Below are 24,096 nucleotides of genomic sequence, written 5' to 3'. Positions count from 1 at the left end.
GTTGCGAATCGGCTCGCTTCAAGCGACCCCGAATAGGGCGCTACCTCTACTGCCTAAGCCCCGCGATTGCAAGGGCGCAAAATGCGAAATCTGCTTTGACAGCCAACTCACCGTCCCTTCTGTGGAAATCCAATGCGCGAAACACGTTTCCGTCAGCCGCGCTCCGTCCTTTGTGCCCCTTCGTCCACGGGCGTTGCACCGTTCTGCCCGGCCTTGTGCACACCGTTGCGAGCGCTCCCTTGTGTCGAAAGATCGCGTGAACGATCCGGCAACATGATGCGGAAGCATGCCCCCGGCCTCTCCTCTTCCAGAGCGATCTCACCACCGTGGGCGCGGATGAGTTCGGCGGCGATCGCAAGACCGAGCCCGGTTCCGCCCGGACGGACGGAGGACTGGAAGGCGCGGAAGAGATTGACCTTGGCGGCAGGAGGAACGCCCGACCCGGTATCCGTGATTCGAATCGTCACCAAGCTGTCGGTCCGGTCGGCGGCAATCGACAGACGCTTGACCACGGCCGGGTTGTACTCCCCCTGAAGGGCCTGAACCGCATTGCGGCAGATGTTCATCAGGACGCGGAAGATCTGCTCGGGATCGGCGTCGATCTCCATTCCGCGGGCGACCCCGTTCTCCCACGTGATCGACCCGTGCTCGACGAACCCCAGAACCAGACCGACATCGTCGACGATACGCGACAGATGGACCAGACGGCGCCAGGGCGGGACTTCCTGGGCACGGCCATAGGCGAAAACCGCGCTGGTGTAGCCGACGGCACGGTCCAGCGTGGACACGATCTTCGGCGCAAGACGCGCGGCAAGCGGATCGGAACTCGTTTCAAGTCGCTCCAGGAAGAGCTGGGCGGAGGCAAACAGGTTCCTCAGGTTATGGTTGATCTTGGAGACCGCGAGCCCCAGATCCGCCAGCCGCCGCTGCTGGTTGAGGGTCTGACCAAGGGTCTTCTGCATGGTCACGAGGCGTTGTTCCGCCTCCCCAATCTCGTCGGACCGGCCGGTGGGCGTGATCACCCGGGATGCGTCCTCCGGCGCCTCGCCGAAGCGCGCCATGTTGGCGGAAAGGCGCTACAGGGGGCGCACGAAGAGCCAGCGCAGAGCGACGTAGACAAGCGATGTGGTGATGATCGAGATCATCAGCGACAATTCCAGAATACGCCCAGCGAACCCCAGCATCGCATTGCGCAAGGGAGCCTCGGGCATCACGATCTCGACCGTTCCGCTCATGCCCATCTCGGCCTTGCCGATGATCCGGATCGTGCGGCCCGCGCCGTTCACCAGGGTGTCAAAAGCCTGCAGAATGGCGGTGGAGGTATCCATCGTGCTCATGTCCACGACCTCATCGACCATCGGCGGCATGGTCGACATGGCGACGAGCCGCCGCGTCGGGCCGTCATTGAGGGCGATGGCGGAGGATCCTGTCGCCTGCAGCAAGCGGGTCTGGAGAGAGGGAGAGATCACGTCGGATTCCGCCAGGACGGCGGCGGCGACACCGGCGGTGCGTAGCTTGTCCGAAACCCAGCTATTGCGGAAATTGGCGACCAACGGCACGAAGATCAGCACTTTGCTCATCATCACGAAACTGACCTTCAGAATCAGAAGCTTGGCGGACAGGCCGAGCCGGCGCGTACGCGGGGCATCGGCAGGGCTTGAGGTTTCGGACATCTCCGGCATGGTGATCTTCAGACGCACGTCTTGTGAACAGAAAGAACACCTTATCCGAAGATACGCAGGAAACGAACCAGCCGCCGGACCCACGGATTTTCCAGACTGCAGGAATAAAAGCCAATGGCCGCCCGCTTTCCCGTTTCCGACAGGGTCGGATAGGGCAGAACGAGCCCCGCGATCGCGGAGACCTTCAGCCGCTTCGATACGGCAAGAGACCACAGCCCGATCTGCTCGCCCGCCCTGTCGCCAACGATCGTGACGCCGAGAATCCGGCCCCGGCGATCGGTCACCAACTTGACGAAGCCATCCGTGCGCGCTTCGGCCCGGGCCCGGTCGTTTTCCTCAAACGACGCCCGCAACACCTTGATCGTTTCCCCGTGACGCTCACGCGCTTCGCTCTCGCTCAGCCCGACATGGGCCAGCTCCGGATCGGTATTAAGTCAAGCGCAGCACAAGAACGGGTCGATTGCACACGGACAAACGGAACAGAATCGCCCGCACCACAAGCCCCGCGTGATAATTCGCGGCATGGGTGAATTGCAGACCGCCCGCCACATCTCCGATGGCATAGACCCGGCGGTTGGACGTGCGCATCGAGCGATCGACCTCGATCCCGCGCCGGTCATGATTGATCCCGGCCTCCTCAAGCCCGAGACCGGCGACATTCGGGGCCCGGCCGACAGCAACCAGCAGGTGGGAGCCGGTAAGGCGCCTTTCGCCGTCATCCGTGTCGATGACAACGGCAACGCCGCTTGCATCCCACTCCACCCGCGTGACCTTGGCCTTTTCATGCAAGGTGACGCCGTCGGCGCGCAGACTGCGCACGACCACGGCAGCGGCATCCCTGTCCTCGCACGCCAGGGCGGTTTGGGCTTCCACCAGCGTGACCTCGGCTCCCAGCCGCCGATAGACCTGAGCAAGCTCGATGCCGATGGGGCCGCAGCCGATGATGACAAGATGATCCGGGCACTCGCTCAGATCGAAGATCGTCTCGTTGGTGAGATAGCTCACCCCATCGCCCCCGACCCGACAAGCCCCGGAATAGGAGGCACGGCGGGGGCGGATCCGGTGGCGAGAACGAAACGGCGGGCCTGCACGCGGGTGTTCCCTGCCTCCACGGTGCGCGCATCGATGAACCGGGCCTGTTGCTGGAGCACGGTCACGCCGAACCCTTCAAACCGCTCCGCCGAATCATGGGGAGCGATCGCAGAGATGACATTGCGCAGATGTGCACGGGTACGCGCAAAATCGATTTCGGGATCGCCCACTGTTACGCCCAAAGGCGCTCCGGCGCGCACGGCATGGGCATGCCCGGCAGCCGCGATGAGCGATTTTGAGGGCAGGCAGCCGTAGTTGAGACAATCGCCGCCCATCTTGTCCCGCTCGATCAGCACCACGTCGACGCCGAAGACAGCGGCGGCGGCGGCCACGCTCAAGCCGCCGGATCCGGCGCCGATGACACAGATATCGGGTGTGAGAAACTGCATCGTCACGCGCCGTCTCCCGAGCGTTTACGCCGCAATTTCTTTGCTCCCACGGGAATGAGGGACACGAGACCGAGGGCGACGATCATCTCGCACGTGATCAGGGCGGAAGGATCTATCTGGCAGGTTCCTTGCGCCGCGCATCCCGGATCCGCCTTTTCCTGCGCCGCAATCAGGCTGTCGAGGTCGGATCCGAGAAAGACATAGGCATAGGTGCCGGGCAGGATCCCGATGAAGGTCGCGAGCGTGTAGGTGCACAACGGCACGTTGACCAGCGCGGGCGCCGCATTGACCAGCCAGAACGGGAAGATCGGCGTCAGGCGCAGGAAGAACAGATAGTTGAACGCATCCTCCCGCAAGCCCTTGGCCAGGCGTTTCATCATGGGACCGGCGCGATCACTGAAGGTGTGACCGAACGAAGTGCGGGCGACAAGAAAGATGATCACAGCACCGAGCGTGGCGGCAAAGTCGGTCATCGTTCCGCCCGCAAACGCGCCAAACAGGAGGCCTCCCGCCATGGTCAGCAACGAAGCGCCGGGAAAGGACAGGGCAACGGCCGCCACATAAACGAGACAATAGACCGTGACGGTCAGAGCGAGGTTCTGCTCCACCATGTCCGCCAGCAGCGCGCGATTACGGATGAGTTCCGACAAGGTGAGGTACTTGTGCCAGCCGAGCACGAAACCGACCGCCATCAGGCCCGCCAGAACGACAAGCAGCCCCCAGCGCCTCAGCGTCCGCTTGCGCGTCTGCGGCACAGGCTCTGCCTGGGAGGCGGGGGCATCCCGGTGTCGTGTCGGCATCGAAGCTCCCGTTTCATGCACGGCGACCCGTCAGAGGGTGACCGGCCCCGTGCCATCGGGTTCAAACATTCTATCGGGAATCGCCGCAAGTCCAATCCCGCAAGTCCAATCCATGGACACGTGAGCGCGACGGCATGCGCCGCGAGGACCTTTCCCGATGATCCTTTCCCCGATATGTGGAGGTCTCGAGGCGCGCATGCGCGCTCAACCTGCCCCGCTCACCCGGAATTGAAGAGCCGAGATTGCGTCATCAAACGGGCGTGAACGGGTGAAAGAAACAGTGTGACGGCAAATATGGGCAAATCCCGGCTTTGCCATCGCTCATGTTCCTTTTCCGTTTGCGTTGACTTGCGCCGCTGCCGCCCGTACGAGCGCGCTCCATCAAGACCTGTCGCCCGGACCGGTTCTTTCCGGTTGCGGTTTTGCACGTTTCGTGCCCCTGTCCGTGTGGAACATGCGCTTGACGAAGCGCGCCGGGTGCATCCTCAGTTGAACATCGATCGTCTAAAGTCAATTTATCAAGGGCCGCGTCCGGCGCGGTGGGAAATCATGAAGCGCACGTATCAGTCGAGCCGCCTTGTCCGCAAACATCGCCACGGTTTTCGGTCTCGTATGGCCACGAAGAACGGCCGTCAGGTCATCAATCGCCGTCGCGCGAAGGGCCCGCAAGCGGCTGTCCGCCTAATGCCTGAATGAGGCGGAGTGCCATGGTTGCACCGCCATTTTCCATGCCCGTGCTGAAAAAGCGCTCCGAGTTTCTGGCCGTCGCCAAAGGTGTGCGGACAGCTCGGCGCGCTTTCGTGCTGCAAGCACTATGCGATCGCGGGAGCGGCGACGTGCCGCGCATCGGCTATACCGTCACCAAAAAGACGGGCAATGCCGTGGAACGCAACCGTATCAAGCGCAGGTTGAGGGCGGCCATCCGCGACGTCGCGCCGATTGCAACCAGGCCAGCTTGCGACTATGTCCTCATCGGGCGGCGCGCCGCACTTGATATTTCCTTTTCAGTTTTGAAAAAGGATTTGGCAGCAGGCTTTGCCTGCGTGCATAAGGACGCCAGAACCCTCGCCCAAGAACCGACCGGTCCGAAGTCGGATCATCGCGGACACGAGCGCCGCGACACGTCAAACACCACGCCCAAGGCGAAACCAGATTAACGGTGAGACCAGAGGCATGTTCGAGAACAAGAATTACATTATCGCGATCGTGCTCTCTTTGGCGATCCTGCTCGGTTGGCAGATGCTGATCGTTCAGCCTCGGGTCGAGGAACAGCGCAAGCAGCAGGAAATCGCCCAGCAGGCGGATGCGGCCAAGGAGCCGGCGCCCGAAGCCGGGCAGAGCACCGCGCCGAGCGCCTACGTCGTACCCACGCCAGGCGCCGACCAGGGCGTCGCCCCTGCTCCGGCCGCCGGCAACGGCACCCAGGCCGCCACCGCGATGACCCGCGACCAGGCGCTTGCCGCCACCCCGCGCGTCGAGATCAAGACGGAAAGCCTGTCGGGTTCGATCAACCTGCGCGGCGCGCGCATCGACGATATCCACCTGGTGAAATATCATGAGACGGTGGATGACAGCAGCCCGACCATCACGCTATTCTCGCCGTCGGGCAGCGAACATCCCTATTACGCCGAATTCGACTGGGCCGGAGATCCGGCCGCGAAGATCGCGCTTCCCGATTCCCGGACCGTCTGGACGCAGACGAATTCCGGCGCGCTGACGGAAGACAATCCACTGGAGCTGAGCTGGGAAAATGGCGCGGGCCTCGTCTTCCATCGCACGATCGCGCTGGACAAGGACTACATGTTCACCGTCACCCAGTCCGTGGAGAACACCACGGGCAATGCGGTGAATCTCTATCCCTACGGTCTGATCTCGCATCACGGCACCCCGAAGACGGCGGGCTTCTACATCCTTCACGAAGGCCTGATCGGCGTGTTCGGCGACGAGGGGCTGAAGGAAGTCAAATACAAGGACCTGAAGGAAGATAAGACGGTCCGCGGCAGCAAGATCAAGGACGGCTGGCTCGGCATCACCGACAAGTACTGGGCCGCAGCCCTGCTGCCGGAAACCGTGGACGGCGATTTCCAGCCGCGCTTCTCCTACATTCCGAGCGTCGACGGCTATCAGGCCGACTTCCTGGGTGATGCGATCACCATTCCCGCGGGTGGATCTTCGGAGGCCAAGGCGCGCCTCTTCGCCGGCGCCAAGGAAGTCGCCCTCATCAACAAGTACGAAGACCAGTACAATCTCCACAATTTCGATCTGATGATCGACTGGGGCTGGTTCTATTTCATCACGAAGCCGATGTTCCACATGATCGACTGGTTCTACAAACTGGTCGGCAATTTCGGCATCGCGATCCTGCTGGCGACCGTCGTCGTCAAGCTCATCTTCTTTCCGCTCGCCAACAAATCCTACGTCTCGATGAGCCGGATGAAGAAGGTTCAGCCGCAGATGGCGGAGATCCGCGAGCGCTACAAGGACGACAAGGTCCAGCAGCAAAAGGCGATGATGGAGCTGTACAAGACGGAGAAGATCAATCCGCTGGCAGGCTGTCTGCCTGTGGTGATCCAGATCCCCGTCTTCTTCTCGCTCTACAAGGTGCTCTACATCACCATCGAGATGCGGCACGCGTCGTTCTTCGGCTGGATCCAGGATCTGTCCGCGCCTGATCCGACATCGGTGTTCACGCTGTTCGGCTACCTGGCCTGGGATGCGCCGCACTTCCTTATGATTGGCATCTGGCCCATCATCATGGGCATCACGATGTTCTTCCAGATGAAGATGAACCCGACGCCGGCCGAGCCCGCGCAGCAGGTGATCTTCAACTGGATGCCAGTGCTGTTCACGTTCATGCTGGGATCCTTCCCCGCGGGCCTCGTCATCTACTGGGCCTGGAACAACACGCTCTCGATCCTGCAGCAGTACGTCATCATGCGGCGTCAGAGCGTGGAGGTGGATCTGTTCGGCAACGTGGCGGGCACCTTCAAGCGCAAAAAGAACGCGCCAGAGAAAAGCTGACGGCGCAGCTGCGCAAATCAGTCACGACAGTTTTCGGCAGGCGTGGGTTCCGCGCCTGCCGATTTCTTTTGCTTTCCGTGATCTCGTGCGCCGTCATGATCAGGATCGCCTCGACCGGCTCCCCACGGCCGACCTGAAAGTCCCTGAGGCTCTTGCCACACATCCGGTCTCTTTCGGCAAGGACCGGGCGCATGGCCTGCGCCGGACTCCGACTTGACGGTAACGAACAACTTATCCCGTTGCCGGTGGTTCCCCCGCAGTACGGCTTGCTCTAGAAACATAAGCATGGACCAGAGCCCAGAAGAAGACATCGACGCACGCGCCGCCGCTCTCGAAGCGGGACGGCTTCTCTTTGCCAGGCCCTGGGGCTTCGTGACCTCGATTGCCCGCTACGAACAGCTGGCCGCACCGCGGGGCGTTGAAGTTGCCTTCGCGGGGCGCTCCAATGTGGGCAAGTCGAGCCTGATCAACGCGGTGACGGGGCGCAAGGGACTGGCGCGCACCTCCAACACGCCCGGTCGCACCCAGCTTCTCAATTTCTTCTCCGCTCCCGATTTCGGCCCCGCGTATCCGGTCACCATCGTCGACATGCCCGGATACGGCTATGCGGAAGCGCCGAAGAAGACGGTGGATGCCTGGACGAACCTGATCTTCGATTATCTGCACGGACGACCGAACCTGCGCCGGGTCTTCGTGCTGGTGGATGCCCGTCACGGGTTGAAGGGAAACGATCTCGCGGCCCTGAAGGCGCTCGACACGGCAGCGGTGACCTATCAGATCGTGCTGACCAAGGCCGACAAGGTGAAGCCGCTGGCATTGGAAAAGCTCGTGACCCAGACGCACGACGCAATCGGCCGACGCCCGGCGACCTTTCCCGAAATCATCGCCACATCGAGCGAAAAGGGGACGGGTATTGACGAATTGCGCGCGACCATCGCGGAGATCGGCGGCTTTCATCCCCCATCAGAGACGCCCTGAGACGAACGACAGCGCGCATCTGACCATTGAGGGACGACAAGTCCTGCGGCGTTCACGCTTACCCTTCCTCCGGAATTGTTCTATAGACGCTTCGCGAACCGATACAGGATCGGGCATGACCGACGACAGCAGCACAGCCTCACAGAACCATTCGACGTCGGGGCAGAACCGCGCCACCATCATTTCCGAAGCCCTGCCCTACATGCAGCGCTACGACAATCGCACGATCGTGGTGAAGTACGGCGGGCATGCGATGGGAGATCCGGGGCTTTCGCGGGCCTTTGCGCGCGACATCACGCTGCTGCGCCAGTCCGGCGTTCATCCGGTGGTGGTGCATGGCGGCGGGCCGCAGATCGGCTCCATGCTGGAACGGCTCGGCATCAAGAGCGAATTCCGCGGAGGCTTGCGCGTCACCGACAAGGCGACGGTTGAAATCGTGGAGATGGTGCTCGCCGGGGGCATCAACAAGAACATCGTCAACACCATCAACTACGAAGGCGGCCGCGCGGTCGGCCTGTGCGGCAAGGACGGCCGCATGGTGATCGTTGACAAGCTGACGCGCACGGTGGTCGATCCCGGTTCCAATATCGAGAAGATCGTGGATCTTGGCTTCGTGGGTGAGCCCAAATCGGTCGATCCGACGGTTCTGAAACTGGTGCTGAAGGAAAATCTCATCCCCGTGGTAGCGCCCGTGGCGCCGGGGACGGACGGCGAGACCTACAACGTCAACGCGGACACGTTCTCCGGAGCGGTCGCAGGTGCGCTCAACGCCTCCCGCCTGATGTTCCTGACCGACGTGCCGGGCGTTCTCGACAAGACGGGCACGCTTCTCAAGCACCTCACGGTCGCTGAGGCGCGCGCCCTGATCCTCGACGGAACGATCTCCGGCGGCATGATCCCGAAGGTGGAGACCTGCATCAGCGCGCTCGACCGCGGCGTGGAGGGTGTCGTCATCCTGAATGGCAAGGTGCCACACGCGGTGCTTTTAGAACTCTTCACCGAAGGCGGCGCGGGCACGCTCATAACCCGATAACCGGGCTGACACGCTCACCCCCTGGCCGGAGCCCTCTCCCGGAGTGGCTCTGGCCAAAGACTTCCCCGCCACGAACGGCCCCCCGCCAAGGACTTCCCCCGATTGACGCGCGGCCCGCGCGCCACTAATCCGAAGCCGGAAGATCGGCCTCCCTCGACCATCCTAAGCTTACGAACCTTTCCCGCATGCCCATGAATTCGTTCAGCTCGGTCACCGACTGGGTCTTCGATCTCGACAACACGCTCTATCCCGCACAGGTCAACCTGTTCGCCCAGATAGACGACCGGATCGTTGACTATGTGAGCCGGTTGACGGTCGCCAGTCGGGACGATAAAGCTGAGAGCGTAGCGGGCTTCTTGCATCCCCTCATGGAGGGGGCGCTGTCAGGTGGATGCGGACAACCCGACACCCCCTCACCCGTCGTATGCGCGCCGACCTCTCCCCATGGAGAGGTGATGAAGTTCCGCCAAATCCCGCAAGTACAAAAGCAACCGACGCAACACGACGCAGACGTATCCCCTCTCCCATGGGGGAGGGGTAGGGGGAGGGAATCAAATCTCTCAAGGATACGAAAGAAGCCGGCGCCACGGCCCCAGCCCCCGCGCAGAGCGCTTAATCCTATTTCGTGCCGTACATTCGATCGCCCGCGTCGCCGAGATCGGGAACGATATAGGCGTGCTCGTTCAGCTTCTCGTCGATCGCGACGGTGAAGATCGGCACTTCGGGATGGGCTTCGGAGAACTTCTTGACGCCTTCGGGCGCCGCCAGCAGGCAGACGAAGCGCAGGTTCTTGGCGCCCGCCACGCTCCTTCAGCCGCTGCACAGCGACGATGGAGGAATTGGCGGTTGCCAACATCGGATCGATCACGATGACGAGGCGGTCTTCGAGATCCTCCAGCGCCTTGAAATAGTATTCCACCGGGATCAGCGTCTTGGGATCGCGATAAAGGCCAATATGGGCGACGCGGGCGGAGGGCACGAGATCGAGCATGCCTTCCAGCAGGCCGTTACCGGCGCGCAGGATCGAGCAGAAGACCAGCTTCTTGCATGCCAACGTGGGCGCCCGCATTTCCGCGATCGGGGTCTCGATCGTGATCTCGGTCAGAGCCAGATCGCGGGTGACCTCGTAGCACATCAGATGTTCGATCTCCCGCAGGAGCTGGCGAAAGCTCGAGGTGGAGGTTTCCTTGTCACGCATGATGGTAAGCTTGTGCTGCACCAGCGGATGATCGATGACGGTCGCCGTGCTCATGCCGGAAACTCCTTCTCCTGGTCTGCCTGACCCGCATTTTCCACTGACAGCTTACAGTACCCCGTCCGCCGCCACAAACAGAAGGATCGGGGACGGACTCGTCCGCTTTTCCAATGCAATCTTGCCTGCGGCATACCGCATCACGCCTTCGAGCAGGCCAGCCAGCGGTATTTCCTCCCGCTCACGGTCGAAAAGCGCGTAAAGGCAGGCAGCGAGTCGGTCGAAAAGCGCGACGGTGAGTCCCCGCAATTCAACCGTACATTGATCGGCAATAGCGAGCTCTCCGGTAGGCCCCCTTACCCCCACGCAGGCGAACGAGCCCCGTATCGAGCAGCAGTCCCGCAACCACGGCATCGCTTTGCGCGGTCAGTCGCTCCAGCCCCTGAATTTCAACTCCCGCCCAGACAAGCGGTTCGGCCAGATCCGCAACGAGACGTTGCAGGCGCGAATGAAGCGGCAGAAGGCCGACCGTATCCGGATCGATTCCCTCCCCGCTCACGATGTCGAAGCGGCATGTATCGTCAAGCGGGATGCCGCCGAGCTCCGGGCCTCCGGCAAAGACGGGAGCCAGACCGTCGACAAGAACCTCCAGAACGCATTCGGCGGACACGGAACCCGACACCCCTCCTCGAACAGAAGATCGAAAAGATCGCCGGGCCGTGGATCGTCCTCGCGCGCAAAGAGATCGTCGCGCAAGCCCACCGCCTCCCCGAGACGGCGCAGCGCAATCGCGTGGCCCTCGCAGTCGATCCCGCCGTGAACCGATGCCGCCTGCAAGCCTGCCACGATTTCCTCGGCCGAGACGCGCACGAGCTAACCGGCATCGGCGCGTAAGGGGTCGCGGGGCACGCCCGAAAACAATCCGCTTGCGATCATGGCGAGGCTTGCGATTGCCAGTCCGTCGGCGCCGAAATGGCTTTCCGCCGTCAGCCCGTCGGCATAGGCCCAACCAGACGGGGCGGAGATCCCGATGAACCCACTGACCAGCGCCATGTCGAAGGCGGCGCGGCCCATCTCGCGCACGTCGCGCCATTGCCGGGATGCGGCAAGGCCAGCGAAGCGGTCATGTCCCCCGGCCTCAAAGCGTCGCCAGAGTGAATGAAACGGCAGGACGAGATCGAGCCAGCGCTCGCGGATCAGCGCAGCGATGCGGTCGGCGGTCGGTTCCAGTTGCGCAAGATCGACCTCGACATGCTCAAGCCTGGCATCGAGCACGCTCTGCAGCACCAGATCGGATCGATGGCGCACGGCCGCCGCGCCCATCAGATCGCGCGCCTTGTGGGCAAGTTTTTCGTCGTACCCGTCGGGCAGGTCGTCTTCCGGAAGTGTGGCGTCGGGATCTTCGGTCATAGGGATCTTTCAGCGGACTGAACCGACATGTTCCTATCGAGACGATCCAGAAGACGCAATCGGGTCGCCTCGTCGCAGAAGGCGGCATTAGGGGCGGTCCGCGTCACCGCCACGATATCGGCATGGCTCCACCCTTGCGCATGCGCCGTTTCCGCATGATCGCGCGCCAGCGTGGTGGCGAAGAACGGCGGATCATCGGAATTGATGGTGACCGCGACGCAAGCGGCCGATGGGATGGGTGGAAAAATCGGCATAGAGCCCGAGCGAAATGTTGGAGCCGGGGCAGACTTCGAGCGCCGTCCCCTCCTCCGCCAGACGGGCAACCAGAGAGGGATCCTCGATCGCGCGAACACCGTGGCCGATCCGCGTTACCGCGAGATTGTCGAGAACGTCGACCACGCTTTCCGGCCCGCCGAATTCGCCCGCGTGCGCCGTCAGGCCATAGCCCGCCTCCCAGGCGAGCGTGAAGGCACGCGCGAAATCCTGCACCCGACCCTGGCGCTCGTCCCCGACCAGGCCGAAGCCGGTCACAAGAGGGTGCGGCTCTTCCACCATGATCCGGGCGGCTTTCTCCACCGCCTCCTCGCCGAAATGGCGGATGCCGACGACGATCATCCGGCCTTCCACGCCCGTCTCCGCCCGCACACGCTCGATGCCTGCGGCAAGGCCTGCCACATAGCTCGCATAGGATAGACCGGCAGCCGCTGCGTGATCGGGCGAGATGAAGACCTCCCCGTAGATCATGCCCTCGCACGCGGCACCTGAGAAATGAGCGTGGGCGAGATCGGCATAATCCTCCTCGGTACGGAAGACGGCGGTAGCCCGGTCATAGTCGGCCAGAAAGGAGGTGAAGTCGTGCCAGGCGTAGGCACCATCAGCGGTAAACAGGCCATCGAGCGCGATCCCGTGCCGCGCACCAAGACGGCGGACGAGATCGAGGCGCGGCCCCCTCGATATGGCAATGGAGCTCCGCGATCGGGTTCATTCGAAGCCACGCATCGGCATGTCGGGGGAGCGCCGCAACCAGTTGTCCGTCGACCAAGAAGCCGCCCCGTCGACGACATGCACCGCATAGGCATGGCGCGAGCGCGGCGAGCGGTTGGGCGCGGATTTGTGCGGCAACAGCCCGTGCAGGACGACCAGGGTTCCCCTTCGGCGCATTGAGCGCGACATGCTCCTCATCGGGGCGAAGGGCGTTTCGTCCAGTGTCTCCATGACGAGATCGTCGCCGCGATATGCGATATGCGATATGCGATATGCGATAATGGAAGCGCGTGCGCAACGGCCCCTCGTGACCGCCAGGAATGCCGTAGAGCCCGCCATTGCTGTCATCGGCATCTTCCAGCGCAAACCAGAAGCCGGTGCAGCTCAGCGGGGTGGTGTGCAGGAAGGTGGAATCCTGATGGCAGTTCACTTCTCCGCCGATATGAGGCGGCTTGAAGATGTACATGGACTGGGCCAGCAACGGGTCCCGGATCCCAAGATCGCGGGCGACATGCCCAAGCCGCGCATCATGCGAAAAGGCGGCAAAGACCGGATCGATATCGTGCAGGGCGTGGCCGACCTTGTTCAGGGCATCGTGCTTGCCCTTGACGAGATAGCCCTCCTCATCGAACGCCTCCTCTTCGAAGAAGAAGCGGATCTTGTCGCCGGAGGTGCGGAAATAGTCGTCGCGAGCATGGGACTGGGTGGAGGTGGAAAAGACCGTCGAGGCCGTATCCGGATCGAACTGACCCACGAGCGCCGCAATGCGTTAGCGCAACGCATCGCAGGTAGCCGGGGGAACGAAATCCTCCAGCAACAGAAATCCATCTTCCCGGTAAGCCGCAACCATCTCCGCCATGAGACTGCCGTCGACCATCGCCTTGAAGCGCCGTGCCTCCATGTCGTCCTCCCTGAAAGCGCTCCTGTTCCTGAGGTCTAGAAAAAGCTCTTGCCGTGCTTGCCCGGTGCGAATCTCAGATGCGCGGCCACAGTCTCGCCGATATCGGCGAAGGTCAGCCGTGCACCGATGTCGCGGCCCGCGATTCCGGGGCCGAATGCCAGAACGGGCACATGTTCCCGGGTGTGGTCCGTGCCGCGCCGCCATGTGGGATCGCAGCCGTGATCGGCGGTGAGAAGGGCGAGATCGCCGGGCCGCAGGCGCGCCTCGATTTCCGGCAGGCGGCGATCGAAGGCCTCGAGTGCGGCGGCATAGCCCGGCACGTCGCGGCGGTGGCCGTAGAGCATGTCGAAATCGACGAAATTGGTGAAGACCAGATCGCCGTCGCCCGCCATATCCATCACCTTGAGATTGGCTTCGAACAGCGCCTCGTTGCCGGACACCTTCAGCACCTTGGTAACACCCTGATGGGCGAAGATGTCGAAGATCTTGCCGACGGCGATCACCTGACGTCCCGCCGCTTTCGCCCGGTCGAGCAGGGTCGGTTCCGGCGGCAGCACGGAATAGTCACGCCGGTTACCGGTACGCTGAAAATCTTCGGCCGCTTCTCCTATGAACGGACGCGCAATGACACGGCCGATATTGTAGGGATCGACCAGCTCACGTGCGATCTCGTAGAGCCGTTCGAGACCGAAATGCTCCTCGTGCACTGCGATCTGGAAGACGCTGTCGCCGGAGGTGTAGCAGATGGGCTTGCCGGTGCGGACATGCTCCTCTCCCAGCTCCTTGATTATCTCGGTGCCGGAGGCGTGCTTGTCGCCGAGAATGCCGGGAAGGCCCGCCCGTTCCACAAAGGCGCTGATCAATTCGGGCGGGAAAGTCGGCACGGTCTGAGGGAAATAGCTCCAGTCGAAGAGCACCGGAACGCCCGCGATTTCCCAGTGCCCGGACGGAGTGTCCAACCTCAGCCGCATAGCCCCACAGACCGGTCGGCGCCCCGTATCGGTCGAGGCCCGGTGGGTGGATGCCGTTTGAGGCGATGGCAGCAGAGCCCAGGCCCAGCCGGTCCATATTGGGCAAGGATAGCGGACCGGAGCGCAGGCCCGCGCGATCGCCTCCCCCGCGCAAACAGTTTTCCGCGATATGGCCGAGCGTATCCGCTCCGGCATCACCGAAACGGTCCGCATCTCCGGCGTCTCCGATTCCGAAGGAATCGAGCACCATCATGATGGCACGCCCCATTGGGTTTCCTCATCGTCTTTACCGGCGCATCGAGCCGGGGAGAGGCGCCGCGTTCCAGTACCATCTTGTTTAATTTCCGAAGTCCGTGACCCGTCAAGGCGCGATGCGCTCGCCGATCACGTCGTAATCCGTCATCTCTCCGCCGATCGTATAGGTGACCCGCAGGGTTTCGGCCGCTTTCCTCGCGGACGCTTCGTCGGCGGCATGGACAGTTCCCAGCGGCTCGTCGTCCGGCCCGACCGCCATGCCGACACCGGCAAGCTGCGAAAAGCCGACGCGCGGATCGATTTCGTCCGCCGCCGAACTCGATCACCGCAACGCCGATCACCCGGGTATCAACCGCGCTGACGAGCCCGTGACGTTCGGCATGAACCTCGCGCACGATGGGAGCCACCGGCAGATAGGTCTCCGCCTTTTCCAGCAGATCGTGCGGTCCGCCAAGGGCGGCGACCATTCGTGCAAATACCTCCGCCGTGCGACCGCTGTCGAAGGCATCGCGCATCTTCTCGGTTCCCTCGGCCGCATCGCGGGCCAGTCCGCCGGGCGCCAGAACCTCGCCGCCAAGCGCGGCCGTGACGTCGAAAAGACGGTTGTCGATATGGCGCCCGGTCAGGAAGTCGATGTCGTTCTGCACCTCCACCGCATTACCCGCGGCACTGGCGAGCGGTTCGTTCATGTTGGTGACGAGCGCGCTCGTCTTCAGCCCCGCCCCGTTGGCGACGTCGACGAGGCTCTGCGCCAGCGCGCGCGCCTCCTCAAGCGTTCCCATGAAAGCGCCGGAGCCCCATTTGACGTCGAGCACCAAGCCCTGAAGACCGGCGGCCGGCTTCTTCGACAGGATGGAAGCGGTGATCAGATCCAGGCTTTCCACGGTGCCTGTCACGTCGCGGATCGCATAGAGCCGTTTGTCGGCGGGCGCCAGATCGGCCGTCTGCCCAATGACCGCACAGTCGACATCGGCCACGACTTTACGAAATAGCGCGTTGTCGGGCTGCGGGGTGTAGCCGGGAATGGAATCGAGCTTGTCGAGCGTGCCGCCGGTATGGCCTAGGCCGCGGCCGGAAATCATCGGCACGGCCGCGCCGCAGGCGGCAAGTGCCGGGGCAAGGATCAGCGAGACGTTGTCGCCCACCCCGCCGGTGGAATGCTTGTCGAGGACGGGACGGTCGATATCGGACCAGTCGAGAACGGTGCCGGAGTCGCGCATGGCGAGTGTGAGGGCCACACGCTCATCGACAGAAAGCCCGCGAAAAAAGATCGCCATGGCAAGGGCGGCGGCCTGACCTTCGGAGACTGTCTCCTCGGTCAGTCCCTTGATGAAACCGGCGATCTCGTGCGCCGCCAGCGTGCCGCCGTCGCGCTTCTTGCGGATGATCTCCTGAGCAAGCATCAGTAGCCTCCGCCTGCCACGGCAGGACGGCCGTCGAGTTCGGCGAGCAAGGCATCGAGCAGCCCCCCTCGCACCGAAACGGAAGGTCTCGGCGTTTGCCCATTTCGGGCCCAGGATTTCGTCGGCCAGCGCCAGATAGGCGGCGGCGTCCTCCACCGCGCGAATGCCCCCGGCGGCCTTGAACCCTGCCGGCTGCCCGGATTCGCGAACGGCTTCCAACATGATGCGGGCAGCACCGAGCGTTGCATTGACCGGCACCTTGCCGGTGGAGGTCTTGATGAAATTGGCGCCCGCGGCAATCGCCATGTCGGAGGTTTTGCGGATAAGGCCGGGATCGCAGATCTTTCCGGTTTCCAGAATGACCTTCAGCCCGATCGGCGGAATGCAGGCGGTACGCCCCCGCACGACGGTGGATTCCGCCACGACCCGATCGCCGGAAAGCCAGCTTTTGTAGGGCATGACCAAATCGATCTCGTCCGCACCGTCGGAAATCGCCTGCTGGGTCTCTTCGATGATCTCGGAGATATCCTGATCGCCGCCCGGGAAATTCACGACCGTTGCGATGCGCACGCCGGTTCTGGCCAGCAGCACCTTCGCTTGGCCGACGAAGCGCGACCAGATGCAGACGGCGGCGACGTTTTCATGCGGCGTGAGCGCGCGCGTGCACAGATCGCGGATTGCGGCGGCGTCGCAGTCGTCGGTCAGATCCGTCAGATCGAGCAACGGCAAAGTGCGCGCGGTAGTCGCGCGCGCATCGAAGTCAGGCATCGGACTTATCCTTGTCGAGCATTTCCAGAAGCCCCGTTACCAGCGCGGTCAGGCGACCGACGCCTTCAAGTCCCATTTTCTTGGTTTCCGCATGAGACAGCGCGGCCTGCATCACCGCGGCGAGATTTGTGATGGTGGAGACGGCGGCGACCTGAAGGCCCAGGAACCGCGCCAGGATCACCTCCGGCACGGTGGACATGCCGACCGCATCCGCCCCCAGCGTCCGCGCCATGCGGATTTCGGCCGGCGTCTCGAAGCTCGGGCCGGAGAACCAGGCATAGACACCCTCGGCCAGTTCGATGCCCTTCGTCGCGGCGACCGTTTTCAGACGCGCGCGCAGGTCCTTGTCTTAGGCTGCGCTCATGTCGACAAAGCGGGCATCGCTCGCCTCTCCGATCAACGGATTGAGGTCGGAGAAGTTGATGTGATCGGTGATCAGCATCGGCGAGCCGGATTTGACGTCGATATCGAGCGAACCGGCCGCATTGGTGAGGATGAAGATCTCGCAACCCAGTGCCTTCAGCGTCTCCAGCGGAGTGCGCATGAGGGTCGGATCGCCGCTTTCATAGTAATGAGCCCGGCCTGCCAGAACGACCACCTCCTGACCCGCCAATCGTCCCACGATCAGCTCGCTGGCGTGGGAGGAGACGGTGGAGACGGGAAAATCGGGCAATTCATTGTAGGAAATGCGCGCGGCATCCTCGACCGCATCGGCGAGAGAGCCAAGGCCGGAGCCGAGCACGATCCCGACCCGGTAGGAGCTCGGACGCGCGGCCCGCACGATGTCGGCGCATTGTTGTCCGTGGCCGGTCATCGCGTTTCTCCTTCGCCGTTGGCAGCACCCTTGTCGTCCAGAGCAAATCCTGCGGGCAGCAGCTCACTGAGCGTGAAGGTGCGGCGCAGTCCCTCCAGTCCGGCTACATGGACGGGCGTGTCAGCACCCGCGAATTCCGCAAGGCGTTGACGGCAGCCGCCACACGGCGTGCAGAGCCGCTCGCCGTCGGCAAGGACGACGACTTCCGTCACCTCCGCCCCGCCCGCCGCGACCATAGCGCCGAGCGCGGTCGTCTCCGCGCACCAGCCTTCCGCATAGCTGGCATTTTCAACATTGCAGCCCGAAAAGATCCGACCGTCGCGCGTCTTTACGGCCGCGCCGACCTTGTAGCCGGAATAGGGGCATGGGCGTTTTCGCGCGCGGCCTTCGCCGCCGCGAAAAGCGCATCGAACGAGCTCATGTACGCTCCTTGACGTAAGCCGTACCGCCCGCCTTGGGCGGGATTGCCTTGCCGATGAAACCGGCCAGCAAAATCACCCGTGAGAGTATAGAGCAGAGCCTGGAAAAACTGGACCGGAACGACGCCGATCCCCGGAATTTCCTGCCCCTGCAAACGGATAGCGACCGCATCGAGCATGCCAAAGAGCAGGCAGGCGAACATGGCGAGCACCGGTTTCCATTTGGCAAAGATCAGCGCGGCCAGCGCGATGAAGCCGCGCCCCGCCGTCATGTCGCGATTGAAGCCCGCCGATTGAGCGATCGACAGATAGGTTCCGGTCATGCCGCACAGGATGCCGGTGCCGATCACAGCGCGATAGCGCAGCCAGGCAACCGAGATGCCTGCGGTGTCGACGGCGGCCGGATTTTCACCGACCGCCCTGAGCCGCAGGCCGAAGCGGGTGCGATAAAGCACCCACCAGGAAAACGGCACGGCGAGAAACGCGGCATAGACCAAAATGTTGTGACCAGAGATCAGATGGAGATAGACGTCGCCCAGAACCGGCACGTCCTTCAGCGCCTGTTCGCCGGGCAAACTGAGTTCGCCGAAGCGCGCCCCGTGCCCAAACTGCGGCGTGCGCCCGCCCTGATGGAACCAAGCCTACCCCAGAAGCGTGGTGAGACCGGCTGCGAAGAAGTTGATGGCGACGCCGGAAACGATCTGGTTGCCACGATGGGTGATGGAGGCAAAGCCGTGGACAAGAGCCAGCGCCACGGAGACGAGCATGCCCGCGCCGAGCCCGAGCCAGGCCGATCCCGTCACGCCCGCCACCACTCCGGCGGCGAAGGCTGCGGCCAGCATCTTGCCCTCAAGGCCGGTGTCGAAGACACTGGAACGTTCCGAAAAGAGCCCGGCAAGGGCTGCCAGAAGCAGCGGCGTCGACAGCCGGACGGCGGCATCGAGCGTCGACAGATTGAAGACGATGGCAAAGATCGCGAAGAAGAAATCGATCATGGTCGCCCCCTTTACGTCGCTTGAGCCGCGGGGTGCGGCGCGGAGGCGAAAAGCCGTTCCAGATACGGACGGAAGACATGCTCCAGCGCCCCAGCGAACAGGATCACGAGGCCCTGAATGACAACGATCATGTCCCGGGTGATGGCGGGCTTCTCAAAGGCCAGTTCCGCGCCGCCCTGATAGAGCATACCAAACAGGATCGAGGCGAGAATGATGCCGATGGGATGGGCCCGGCCCATCAACGCAACCGCAATGCCGACGAAACCGTATCCGGCCGTGAATTCCAGAAGGAGACGTGTCTGCGAGCCCATCACCTCGTTGATTGCCATCAGACCGGCAAGCCCGCCGGAAATCAGCATGGTGATGATGACGATCCGGACCGGCGATATTCCGGCGTAGATCGCCGCCGTCTGGTTCGCACCAAAAGTGCGGATCTCAAAACCCAGTTTCGAGTGCCAGACCAGAACCCAGACGAAGACGCAGGCCGCAAGTACCAGGATGAAGGCCAGGTTCAGCGGCGCCTGCCCGAGATCGAGACCGGGCAGGATGTCCCGGATGAGCGGCAATTGTCCGCCGGCCTCGAAATTCCGCGTCTCCGGCTGCATGGAACCCGGCTTCTGCAGCACGTTAACCAGCAGGTAGACCATCAGCGAGGACGCAATGAAATTGAACATGATCGTCGTGATGACGATATGGCTGCCGCGCTTTGCCTGCAGATAGGCTGGAACGAGCGCCCAAGCCGCGCCGAACACCGCACCGCCCGCCACCGCGACGGGAAAGGTCACCCACCAGAGCACGATCCGGTCGAGCGCCAGACAGGCGATCCCGACGCCGAGACCGCCGATATAGGCCTGTCCCTCGCCGCCGATATTGAACAGCCCGACATGGAAGGCGACGGCGACCGCCAGCCCGGTGAAGATGAAGTTGGTGGCGTAGAACAGCGTGTAGCCGACGCCCTCGCCGAAACCGAGCGAGCCCCAGACCAGGATCTTCACCGCCTCCAGCGGGTTCTCGCCGATCAACAGGACAACGAGCCCAGCCACGAAGAAGGCGGCTGCGAGATTGAGGACCGGCAGCAAGCCGTAATCGACCCATTTCGGCAGCTTGCCACGGCTCATGATGCGCTCCCCTGCCGGAGGGCGAACACCGCGACGAGTGGGTGATGTGTATTTCTCATTCCGCCGCCTCCTCGGTCACGCCGGACATCATCAGGCCGAATTCCTGTTCGCTCGCGTCAGCCGCGCGCTCGCCGACGAGACGGCCGTCGAACATCACCAGAACCCTGTTGGCCAGCATGCGGATCTCGTCGAGTTCGACGGAAACGAGCAGGATGCCCTTGCCCTGATCGCGTAGCTCAAGCAGTCGCTTGTGAATGAATTCGATGGCGCCGATATCGACGCCGCGCGTCGGCTGGCCGACCAGCAGCACTACCGGATCGCGCTCGATCTCGCGCGCCAGCACGATCTTCTGCTGGTTGCCGCCGGAAAACATCGAGGTCTTCAGCGTGCAGGACGGCGGGCGAATATCGTATTTCTCGATCTTGTCACGGGCATCGGCCTGCATGGACTTGATGTCCATCAGCGCACCGGAGCCGTATTGCGGATCGCCGTGATAGCCGAGAACGGAGTTCTCATATTCCGCAAACGCGTTGACGAGCCCCATGCGGTGCCGGTCCTCCGGCACGTGGGCAACGCCCATGTTCCGGATTTCCTCAGGCCCCACGGCGCCGTCCGCCGTCACGTCGCGCCCATCGACGAGGACGCACCCTGTCTCCCAGGTGCGGATACCGGCGAGCGCTTCCAGCAATTGCGATTGGCCGTTGCCGGATACGCCCGCGATGCCGACGATCTCTCCCGCACGCACGCAAAGAGAGGCGTGACCGACCCGCACCACGCCGCGTCCGTCGCGCACGGTCAGGTCCTCCACCTCCAGAACCGTGCGTCCCGGTTCGGCCGGTTTCTTGTCGACCCGGAGCAACACCGAGCGGCCGACCATCAGTTCGGCAAGCTCTTCGACGCTGGTCTGTGCGATTTCGCGGGTATCCACAAGCTCACCCCGGCGCATGACGGAGACATGGTCGGTCACGGCCATGATCTCGCGCAGCTTGTGAGTGATGAGCAGGACCGTCTTGCCCTCGTCGCGCAGGATGCAGAAGAGATAGTCGGCCTCGGCCGATGTCAGCACGCCGGTCGGTTCGTCCAGAATGAGGATGTCGGCACCGCGAAAGAGCGCTTTCAGGATCTCCATGCGCTGTTGCAGGCCGACAGGCAGCTCTCCCACTTCCGCATCCAGATCGACGGCGAGGCCGTAGTCATCGGCCAGACGTTTCAGCACGGCTCGCGCCTTCGCGATCCCGGCGTTGAGCAGCAGGCCGCCCTCCACCCCCAGCATGACGTTTTCCAGAACGGTGAAATTGTCGACCAGCATGAAGTGCTGGTGGATCATGCCAATGCCGTTGGCGATCGCAGTCTTGGAATCTGTGATCGAGACTGGCTTTCCGTCGATACGTATCTCGCCCGCATCGGTTGCGTAGAAACCGTAGATGATCGACATCAGGGTCGACTTGCCCCCGCCCCGTTCTCGCCGACAATGCCGTGGATCGAGCCCTTGGCGACGGAGAGGTTGATGTCCTTGTTGGCCCGCACCGAGCCGAAGCGCTTGTCGATGCCGATCAGCTCGACGGCGGACACCGCAGATGAAGCATCGCTCATGACCGGATCTCCGGCCGGGGAACGTTGGGTGTCGGCGACATGGCTCACTCCAGCGGGCACAGACCGTCGGCGAGGACGTCGTGCACCTTTATCCGGCCGCTCGAAATGTCGGCAACGGCCTTTTCAGCCACCGCCTTCATCTCCGGCGTGATCAGTTTCTCATTGTTCTCGTCAAGCACCCAGTCCATGCCGCCATCGGCCAGACCGAGAACACGGACGCCCGGCTCGAAACGTCCCTCGCGCGAGGCCGTGAAGCTCTCGTAGACGGCATTGTCGACCCGCTTGCGGATCGAGGTCAGCATATGGCCCGGGTGCAGGCCGTTCTGATTGGAATCAGTGCCGATACCGAGGACGCCCGCATAGGCTGCGGCCTGAAGCACGCCAATGCCGGTACCGCCGGCCGCCTGGATGATGACGTCAGCGCCCTGATCGATCTGCGAGCGTGCGAGCTCGACCCCGCGGGCGGGATCGGCGAAGGCGGCGGGCGCATCGCCTGCCATGTTGAAGACGACGATCACATTGCTTGAAGACGACGATCACATTGCCGCCGACGGACGCCGCACCCTGTCGGTAACCGCACAGGAAGCGCCGGATGATCGGGATGTTCATGCCGCCGAAGAAGCCGATCGTGCCGTTCTTCGTGGCCATCGCCGCCAGAACCCCGGCGACATAGGAGCCTTCCTGTTCCTTGAAGACGTAGGAGGCGCGACGTTCGGCTTGTCGACGACCATGTCGACAATGGCGAAGGCAGCATCGGGGAATTCATCACCGCCTGTCCCACGGCGCCTGCCTGATTGAAGCTGATGGCAACAATCGGCGCACCATAGCCGCGACCGGCGAAATTGCGAAGGGCCTGAAGGCTCTGGGCATCGCGCGCGATCGCGAATTCGTGCACCTCCGCGCCCGTATCCTTCGTGAAGCGTTTGACGCCGGAAAAAGCGGATTCATTGAAGGAGCCGTCGAACTTGCCGCCGACGGAATAGACGATGGCTGGGCCTGGCGTCTCGCTGTCGGCAGCCGCGCCCCGGGGATCGCGACCAGGCAGAGCCGACCGTTGCGGCCAGCCCGACCTTTCCGGTCAGTATGTGCCACATCGTTCGCATGTGCCTGCGCCCTTCCCGCTTTTCGCCGTTCTTCTGAACCTTGCCGTTTCTTATCCGATCCCGCGCCATGCTCAGGAGCATACGCGGGACCGGACCGGGATCACATCGGGCAGGAATTATCCGACATGTAGTCGTGAACCTTGATCTCGCCGGAGATTATGCCCTCGCGCGCCTTGTCGACGGCCACCTTCATCTCGTCGATAATGAGATCCTTGTCGTCGTCGTCATAGGCCCAGTCGACGCCGCCTTCCTTCAGGCCGAGCGCCTGAACGCCGGATGTCCAGTTGCCGTTGGCGGAGTCCTCGAAGACCTTGTAGACGACCACATCCACGCTCTTGACCATGGAGGTGAGCATGTTGCCCGGATGAAGCGCATTCTGGTTGCTGTCTACGCCGATGCCGAGCTTGCCCGCATCCGCCACCGCCTGCAGAACGCCGATGCCGGTGCCGCCGGCGGCGTGGTAGATAACGTCCATCCCTTTGTCGAACTGCGGCTTGGCGAGCTCGCCGCCCTTCACCGGATCGTTCCAGGCAGCGCCCGTCGTGCCGGTCATGTTCTGGATGACCTCGATATCGGGGCTAACCGATTTCACGCCCTGAACGTAGCCGCAGGCAAACTTGCGGATGAGCGGAATGTTCATGCCGCCGACGAAGCCGACCTTGCCGATTTTCGACGCCATCGCGACGAGGACGCCAACGAGGTAGGAGCCTTTATGCTCCTTGAACAGGACGGAACGCACGTTGGGCAGGTCCACCGCCGCATCGACGATCGCAAATTCGGTGTCGGAGAATTCCTTGGCGACCTTCTCGATAGCCTGCTCGTAGGAAAAGCCGATGCCGACGATTGGGCTCATGCCGCGGCGGGCGAAATTGCGCAGGCCCTGTTCGCGCTGGCTGTCGTTTTGGATCTCGAAATCGCGATAGGCCGTGCCCGTGTCGACCTTGTATTTCTCGGCCCCCTTGTAGGCAGATTCATTGGACGACTTGTCGAACTTGCCGCCGAGGTCGTAGACGACCGCAGGCGTGGTGTCCGCAGCCGAGGCCGCGACCGTGGCCGCACCCGACATCATGGTCGCGACGGCGACCGCTCCCATAAGCTTGGCTATCGTCTTCACGTAACCCTCCATCCTTGTTCGACATCGACGCCCGCCGATTTCGGCAAGTCCCCGAGCCAAC

General features: G+C 63.0%; 14 protein-coding genes and 14 pseudogenes. 6 read left to right on the top strand and 22 right to left on the bottom strand.

What is annotated here, in order from left to right; translation table 11 throughout:
* Positions 1-152: 152 nt before the first annotated feature.
* From QNJ43_RS03295 to QNJ43_RS03275, 5 genes and pseudogenes are all read right to left on the bottom strand, one after another.
* On the bottom strand, positions 153-1,061 hold the full coding sequence (locus tag QNJ43_RS03295) for a HAMP domain-containing sensor histidine kinase (RefSeq protein WP_300467371.1): 909 nt from the start codon (positions 1,059-1,061) through the stop codon (positions 153-155).
* Between the two features lie 15 nt (positions 1,062-1,076).
* Positions 1,077-1,682, bottom strand: a complete 606-nt coding sequence (locus QNJ43_RS03290) for a hypothetical protein (protein ID WP_300467369.1) — start codon at positions 1,680-1,682, stop codon at positions 1,077-1,079.
* Positions 1,683-1,723: 41 nt separating this feature from the next.
* Complete coding sequence (locus QNJ43_RS03285) at positions 1,724-2,098, bottom strand: hypothetical protein (RefSeq protein WP_300467927.1); 375 nt, start codon at positions 2,096-2,098, stop codon at positions 1,724-1,726.
* Positions 2,099-2,111: 13 nt separating this feature from the next.
* Positions 2,112-3,163 (bottom strand): annotated as a pseudogene (locus tag QNJ43_RS03280) (FAD-dependent oxidoreductase).
* A 2-nt stretch (positions 3,164-3,165) separates the two neighbouring features.
* On the bottom strand, positions 3,166-3,963 hold the full coding sequence (locus QNJ43_RS03275) for a TVP38/TMEM64 family protein (protein ID WP_300467367.1): 798 nt from the start codon (positions 3,961-3,963) through the stop codon (positions 3,166-3,168).
* Positions 3,964-4,512: 549 nt separating this feature from the next.
* Here QNJ43_RS03275 and rpmH point away from each other — a divergent pair.
* The 6 genes and pseudogenes from rpmH to QNJ43_RS03245 form a co-directional block, all read left to right on the top strand.
* A pseudogene (gene rpmH, locus QNJ43_RS03270) lies at positions 4,513-4,648 on the top strand (50S ribosomal protein L34).
* A gap of 7 nt (positions 4,649-4,655) precedes the next feature.
* Positions 4,656-5,120: a ribonuclease P protein component gene (gene rnpA / locus QNJ43_RS03265; protein ID WP_346432841.1), complete on the top strand. Its 465-nt coding sequence runs from the start codon at positions 4,656-4,658 to the stop codon at positions 5,118-5,120.
* Between the two features lie 16 nt (positions 5,121-5,136).
* Complete coding sequence (yidC, locus tag QNJ43_RS03260; protein ID WP_300467365.1) at positions 5,137-6,984, top strand: membrane protein insertase YidC; 1,848 nt, start codon at positions 5,137-5,139, stop codon at positions 6,982-6,984.
* 285 nt (positions 6,985-7,269) lie between these two features.
* Positions 7,270-7,962, top strand: coding sequence for a ribosome biogenesis GTP-binding protein YihA/YsxC (gene yihA / locus QNJ43_RS03255; protein ID WP_300467363.1), 693 nt, complete (start codon positions 7,270-7,272; stop codon positions 7,960-7,962).
* Positions 7,963-8,077: 115 nt separating this feature from the next.
* Positions 8,078-8,995, top strand: coding sequence for an acetylglutamate kinase (gene argB / locus QNJ43_RS03250; RefSeq protein WP_300467361.1), 918 nt, complete (start codon positions 8,078-8,080; stop codon positions 8,993-8,995).
* 185 nt (positions 8,996-9,180) lie between these two features.
* A pseudogene (locus QNJ43_RS03245) lies at positions 9,181-9,306 on the top strand (pyrimidine 5'-nucleotidase); the annotation flags it as partial.
* Between the two features lie 307 nt (positions 9,307-9,613).
* On the opposite strand, the pseudogene upp reads toward QNJ43_RS03245, so the two are convergent.
* The 17 genes and pseudogenes from upp to QNJ43_RS03160 form a co-directional block, all read right to left on the bottom strand.
* Positions 9,614-10,247: pseudogene (gene upp, locus QNJ43_RS03240) on the bottom strand (uracil phosphoribosyltransferase).
* Positions 10,248-10,497: 250 nt separating this feature from the next.
* Positions 10,498-10,869, bottom strand: coding sequence for a DUF1688 family protein (locus tag QNJ43_RS03235; protein ID WP_300467359.1), 372 nt, complete (start codon positions 10,867-10,869; stop codon positions 10,498-10,500).
* A 191-nt stretch (positions 10,870-11,060) separates the two neighbouring features.
* Positions 11,061-11,597 (bottom strand): DUF1688 family protein, encoded by a 537-nt coding sequence (locus tag QNJ43_RS03230; protein ID WP_300467357.1) that lies wholly within the window; start codon positions 11,595-11,597, stop codon positions 11,061-11,063.
* Positions 11,594-12,582, bottom strand: a pseudogene (gene add / locus QNJ43_RS03225) (adenosine deaminase). Before add ends, QNJ43_RS03230 begins: the two are co-directional and overlap by 4 nt.
* Complete coding sequence (locus QNJ43_RS03220) at positions 12,579-12,758, bottom strand: phytanoyl-CoA dioxygenase family protein (protein ID WP_300467923.1); 180 nt, start codon at positions 12,756-12,758, stop codon at positions 12,579-12,581. Before QNJ43_RS03220 ends, add begins: the two are co-directional and overlap by 4 nt.
* 55 nt (positions 12,759-12,813) lie before the next feature.
* Positions 12,814-13,335, bottom strand: a pseudogene (locus QNJ43_RS03215) (phytanoyl-CoA dioxygenase family protein); the annotation flags it as partial.
* A gap of 15 nt (positions 13,336-13,350) precedes the next feature.
* Entirely contained in the window at positions 13,351-13,482 is a 132-nt protein-coding gene (locus QNJ43_RS03210) for a hypothetical protein (protein WP_300467355.1), read from the bottom strand.
* Between the two features lie 35 nt (positions 13,483-13,517).
* A pseudogene (locus QNJ43_RS03205) lies at positions 13,518-14,721 on the bottom strand (phosphopentomutase).
* Positions 14,722-14,814: 93 nt separating this feature from the next.
* Positions 14,815-16,111 (bottom strand): annotated as a pseudogene (gene deoA, locus QNJ43_RS03200) (thymidine phosphorylase).
* A 102-nt stretch (positions 16,112-16,213) separates the two neighbouring features.
* Positions 16,214-16,879, bottom strand: a pseudogene (deoC, locus tag QNJ43_RS03195) (deoxyribose-phosphate aldolase); the annotation flags it as partial.
* A pseudogene (locus QNJ43_RS03190) lies at positions 16,872-17,693 on the bottom strand (purine-nucleoside phosphorylase). The pseudogenes deoC and QNJ43_RS03190, both read right to left, overlap by 8 nt.
* Positions 17,690-18,007, bottom strand: a pseudogene (locus QNJ43_RS03185) (cytidine deaminase); the annotation flags it as partial. The pseudogenes QNJ43_RS03185 and QNJ43_RS03190, both read right to left, overlap by 4 nt.
* A 103-nt stretch (positions 18,008-18,110) precedes the next feature.
* A pseudogene (locus QNJ43_RS03180) lies at positions 18,111-19,107 on the bottom strand (ABC transporter permease).
* Between the two features lie 11 nt (positions 19,108-19,118).
* The gene (locus QNJ43_RS03175; protein WP_300467353.1) at positions 19,119-20,225 is read right to left on the bottom strand and encodes an ABC transporter permease; all 1,107 of its coding nucleotides are present in this window, start codon (positions 20,223-20,225) and stop codon (positions 19,119-19,121) included.
* A 55-nt stretch (positions 20,226-20,280) separates the two neighbouring features.
* Positions 20,281-21,818 (bottom strand): annotated as a pseudogene (locus QNJ43_RS03170) (ABC transporter ATP-binding protein).
* Between the two features lie 44 nt (positions 21,819-21,862).
* Positions 21,863-22,863, bottom strand: a pseudogene (locus QNJ43_RS03165) (BMP family ABC transporter substrate-binding protein).
* 158 nt (positions 22,864-23,021) lie between these two features.
* Positions 23,022-23,990 (bottom strand): BMP family ABC transporter substrate-binding protein, encoded by a 969-nt coding sequence (locus tag QNJ43_RS03160; protein ID WP_300467922.1) that lies wholly within the window; start codon positions 23,988-23,990, stop codon positions 23,022-23,024.
* Positions 23,991-24,096 lie beyond the last annotated feature (106 nt).

The sequence above is a fragment of the Breoghania sp. genome, from assembly GCF_030066895.1.
GTDB lineage: Bacteria > Pseudomonadota > Alphaproteobacteria > Rhizobiales > Stappiaceae > Breoghania.
Note: the sequence above shows the minus strand (reverse complement) of the source record. Positions and strands in the feature narration are given on the sequence as shown.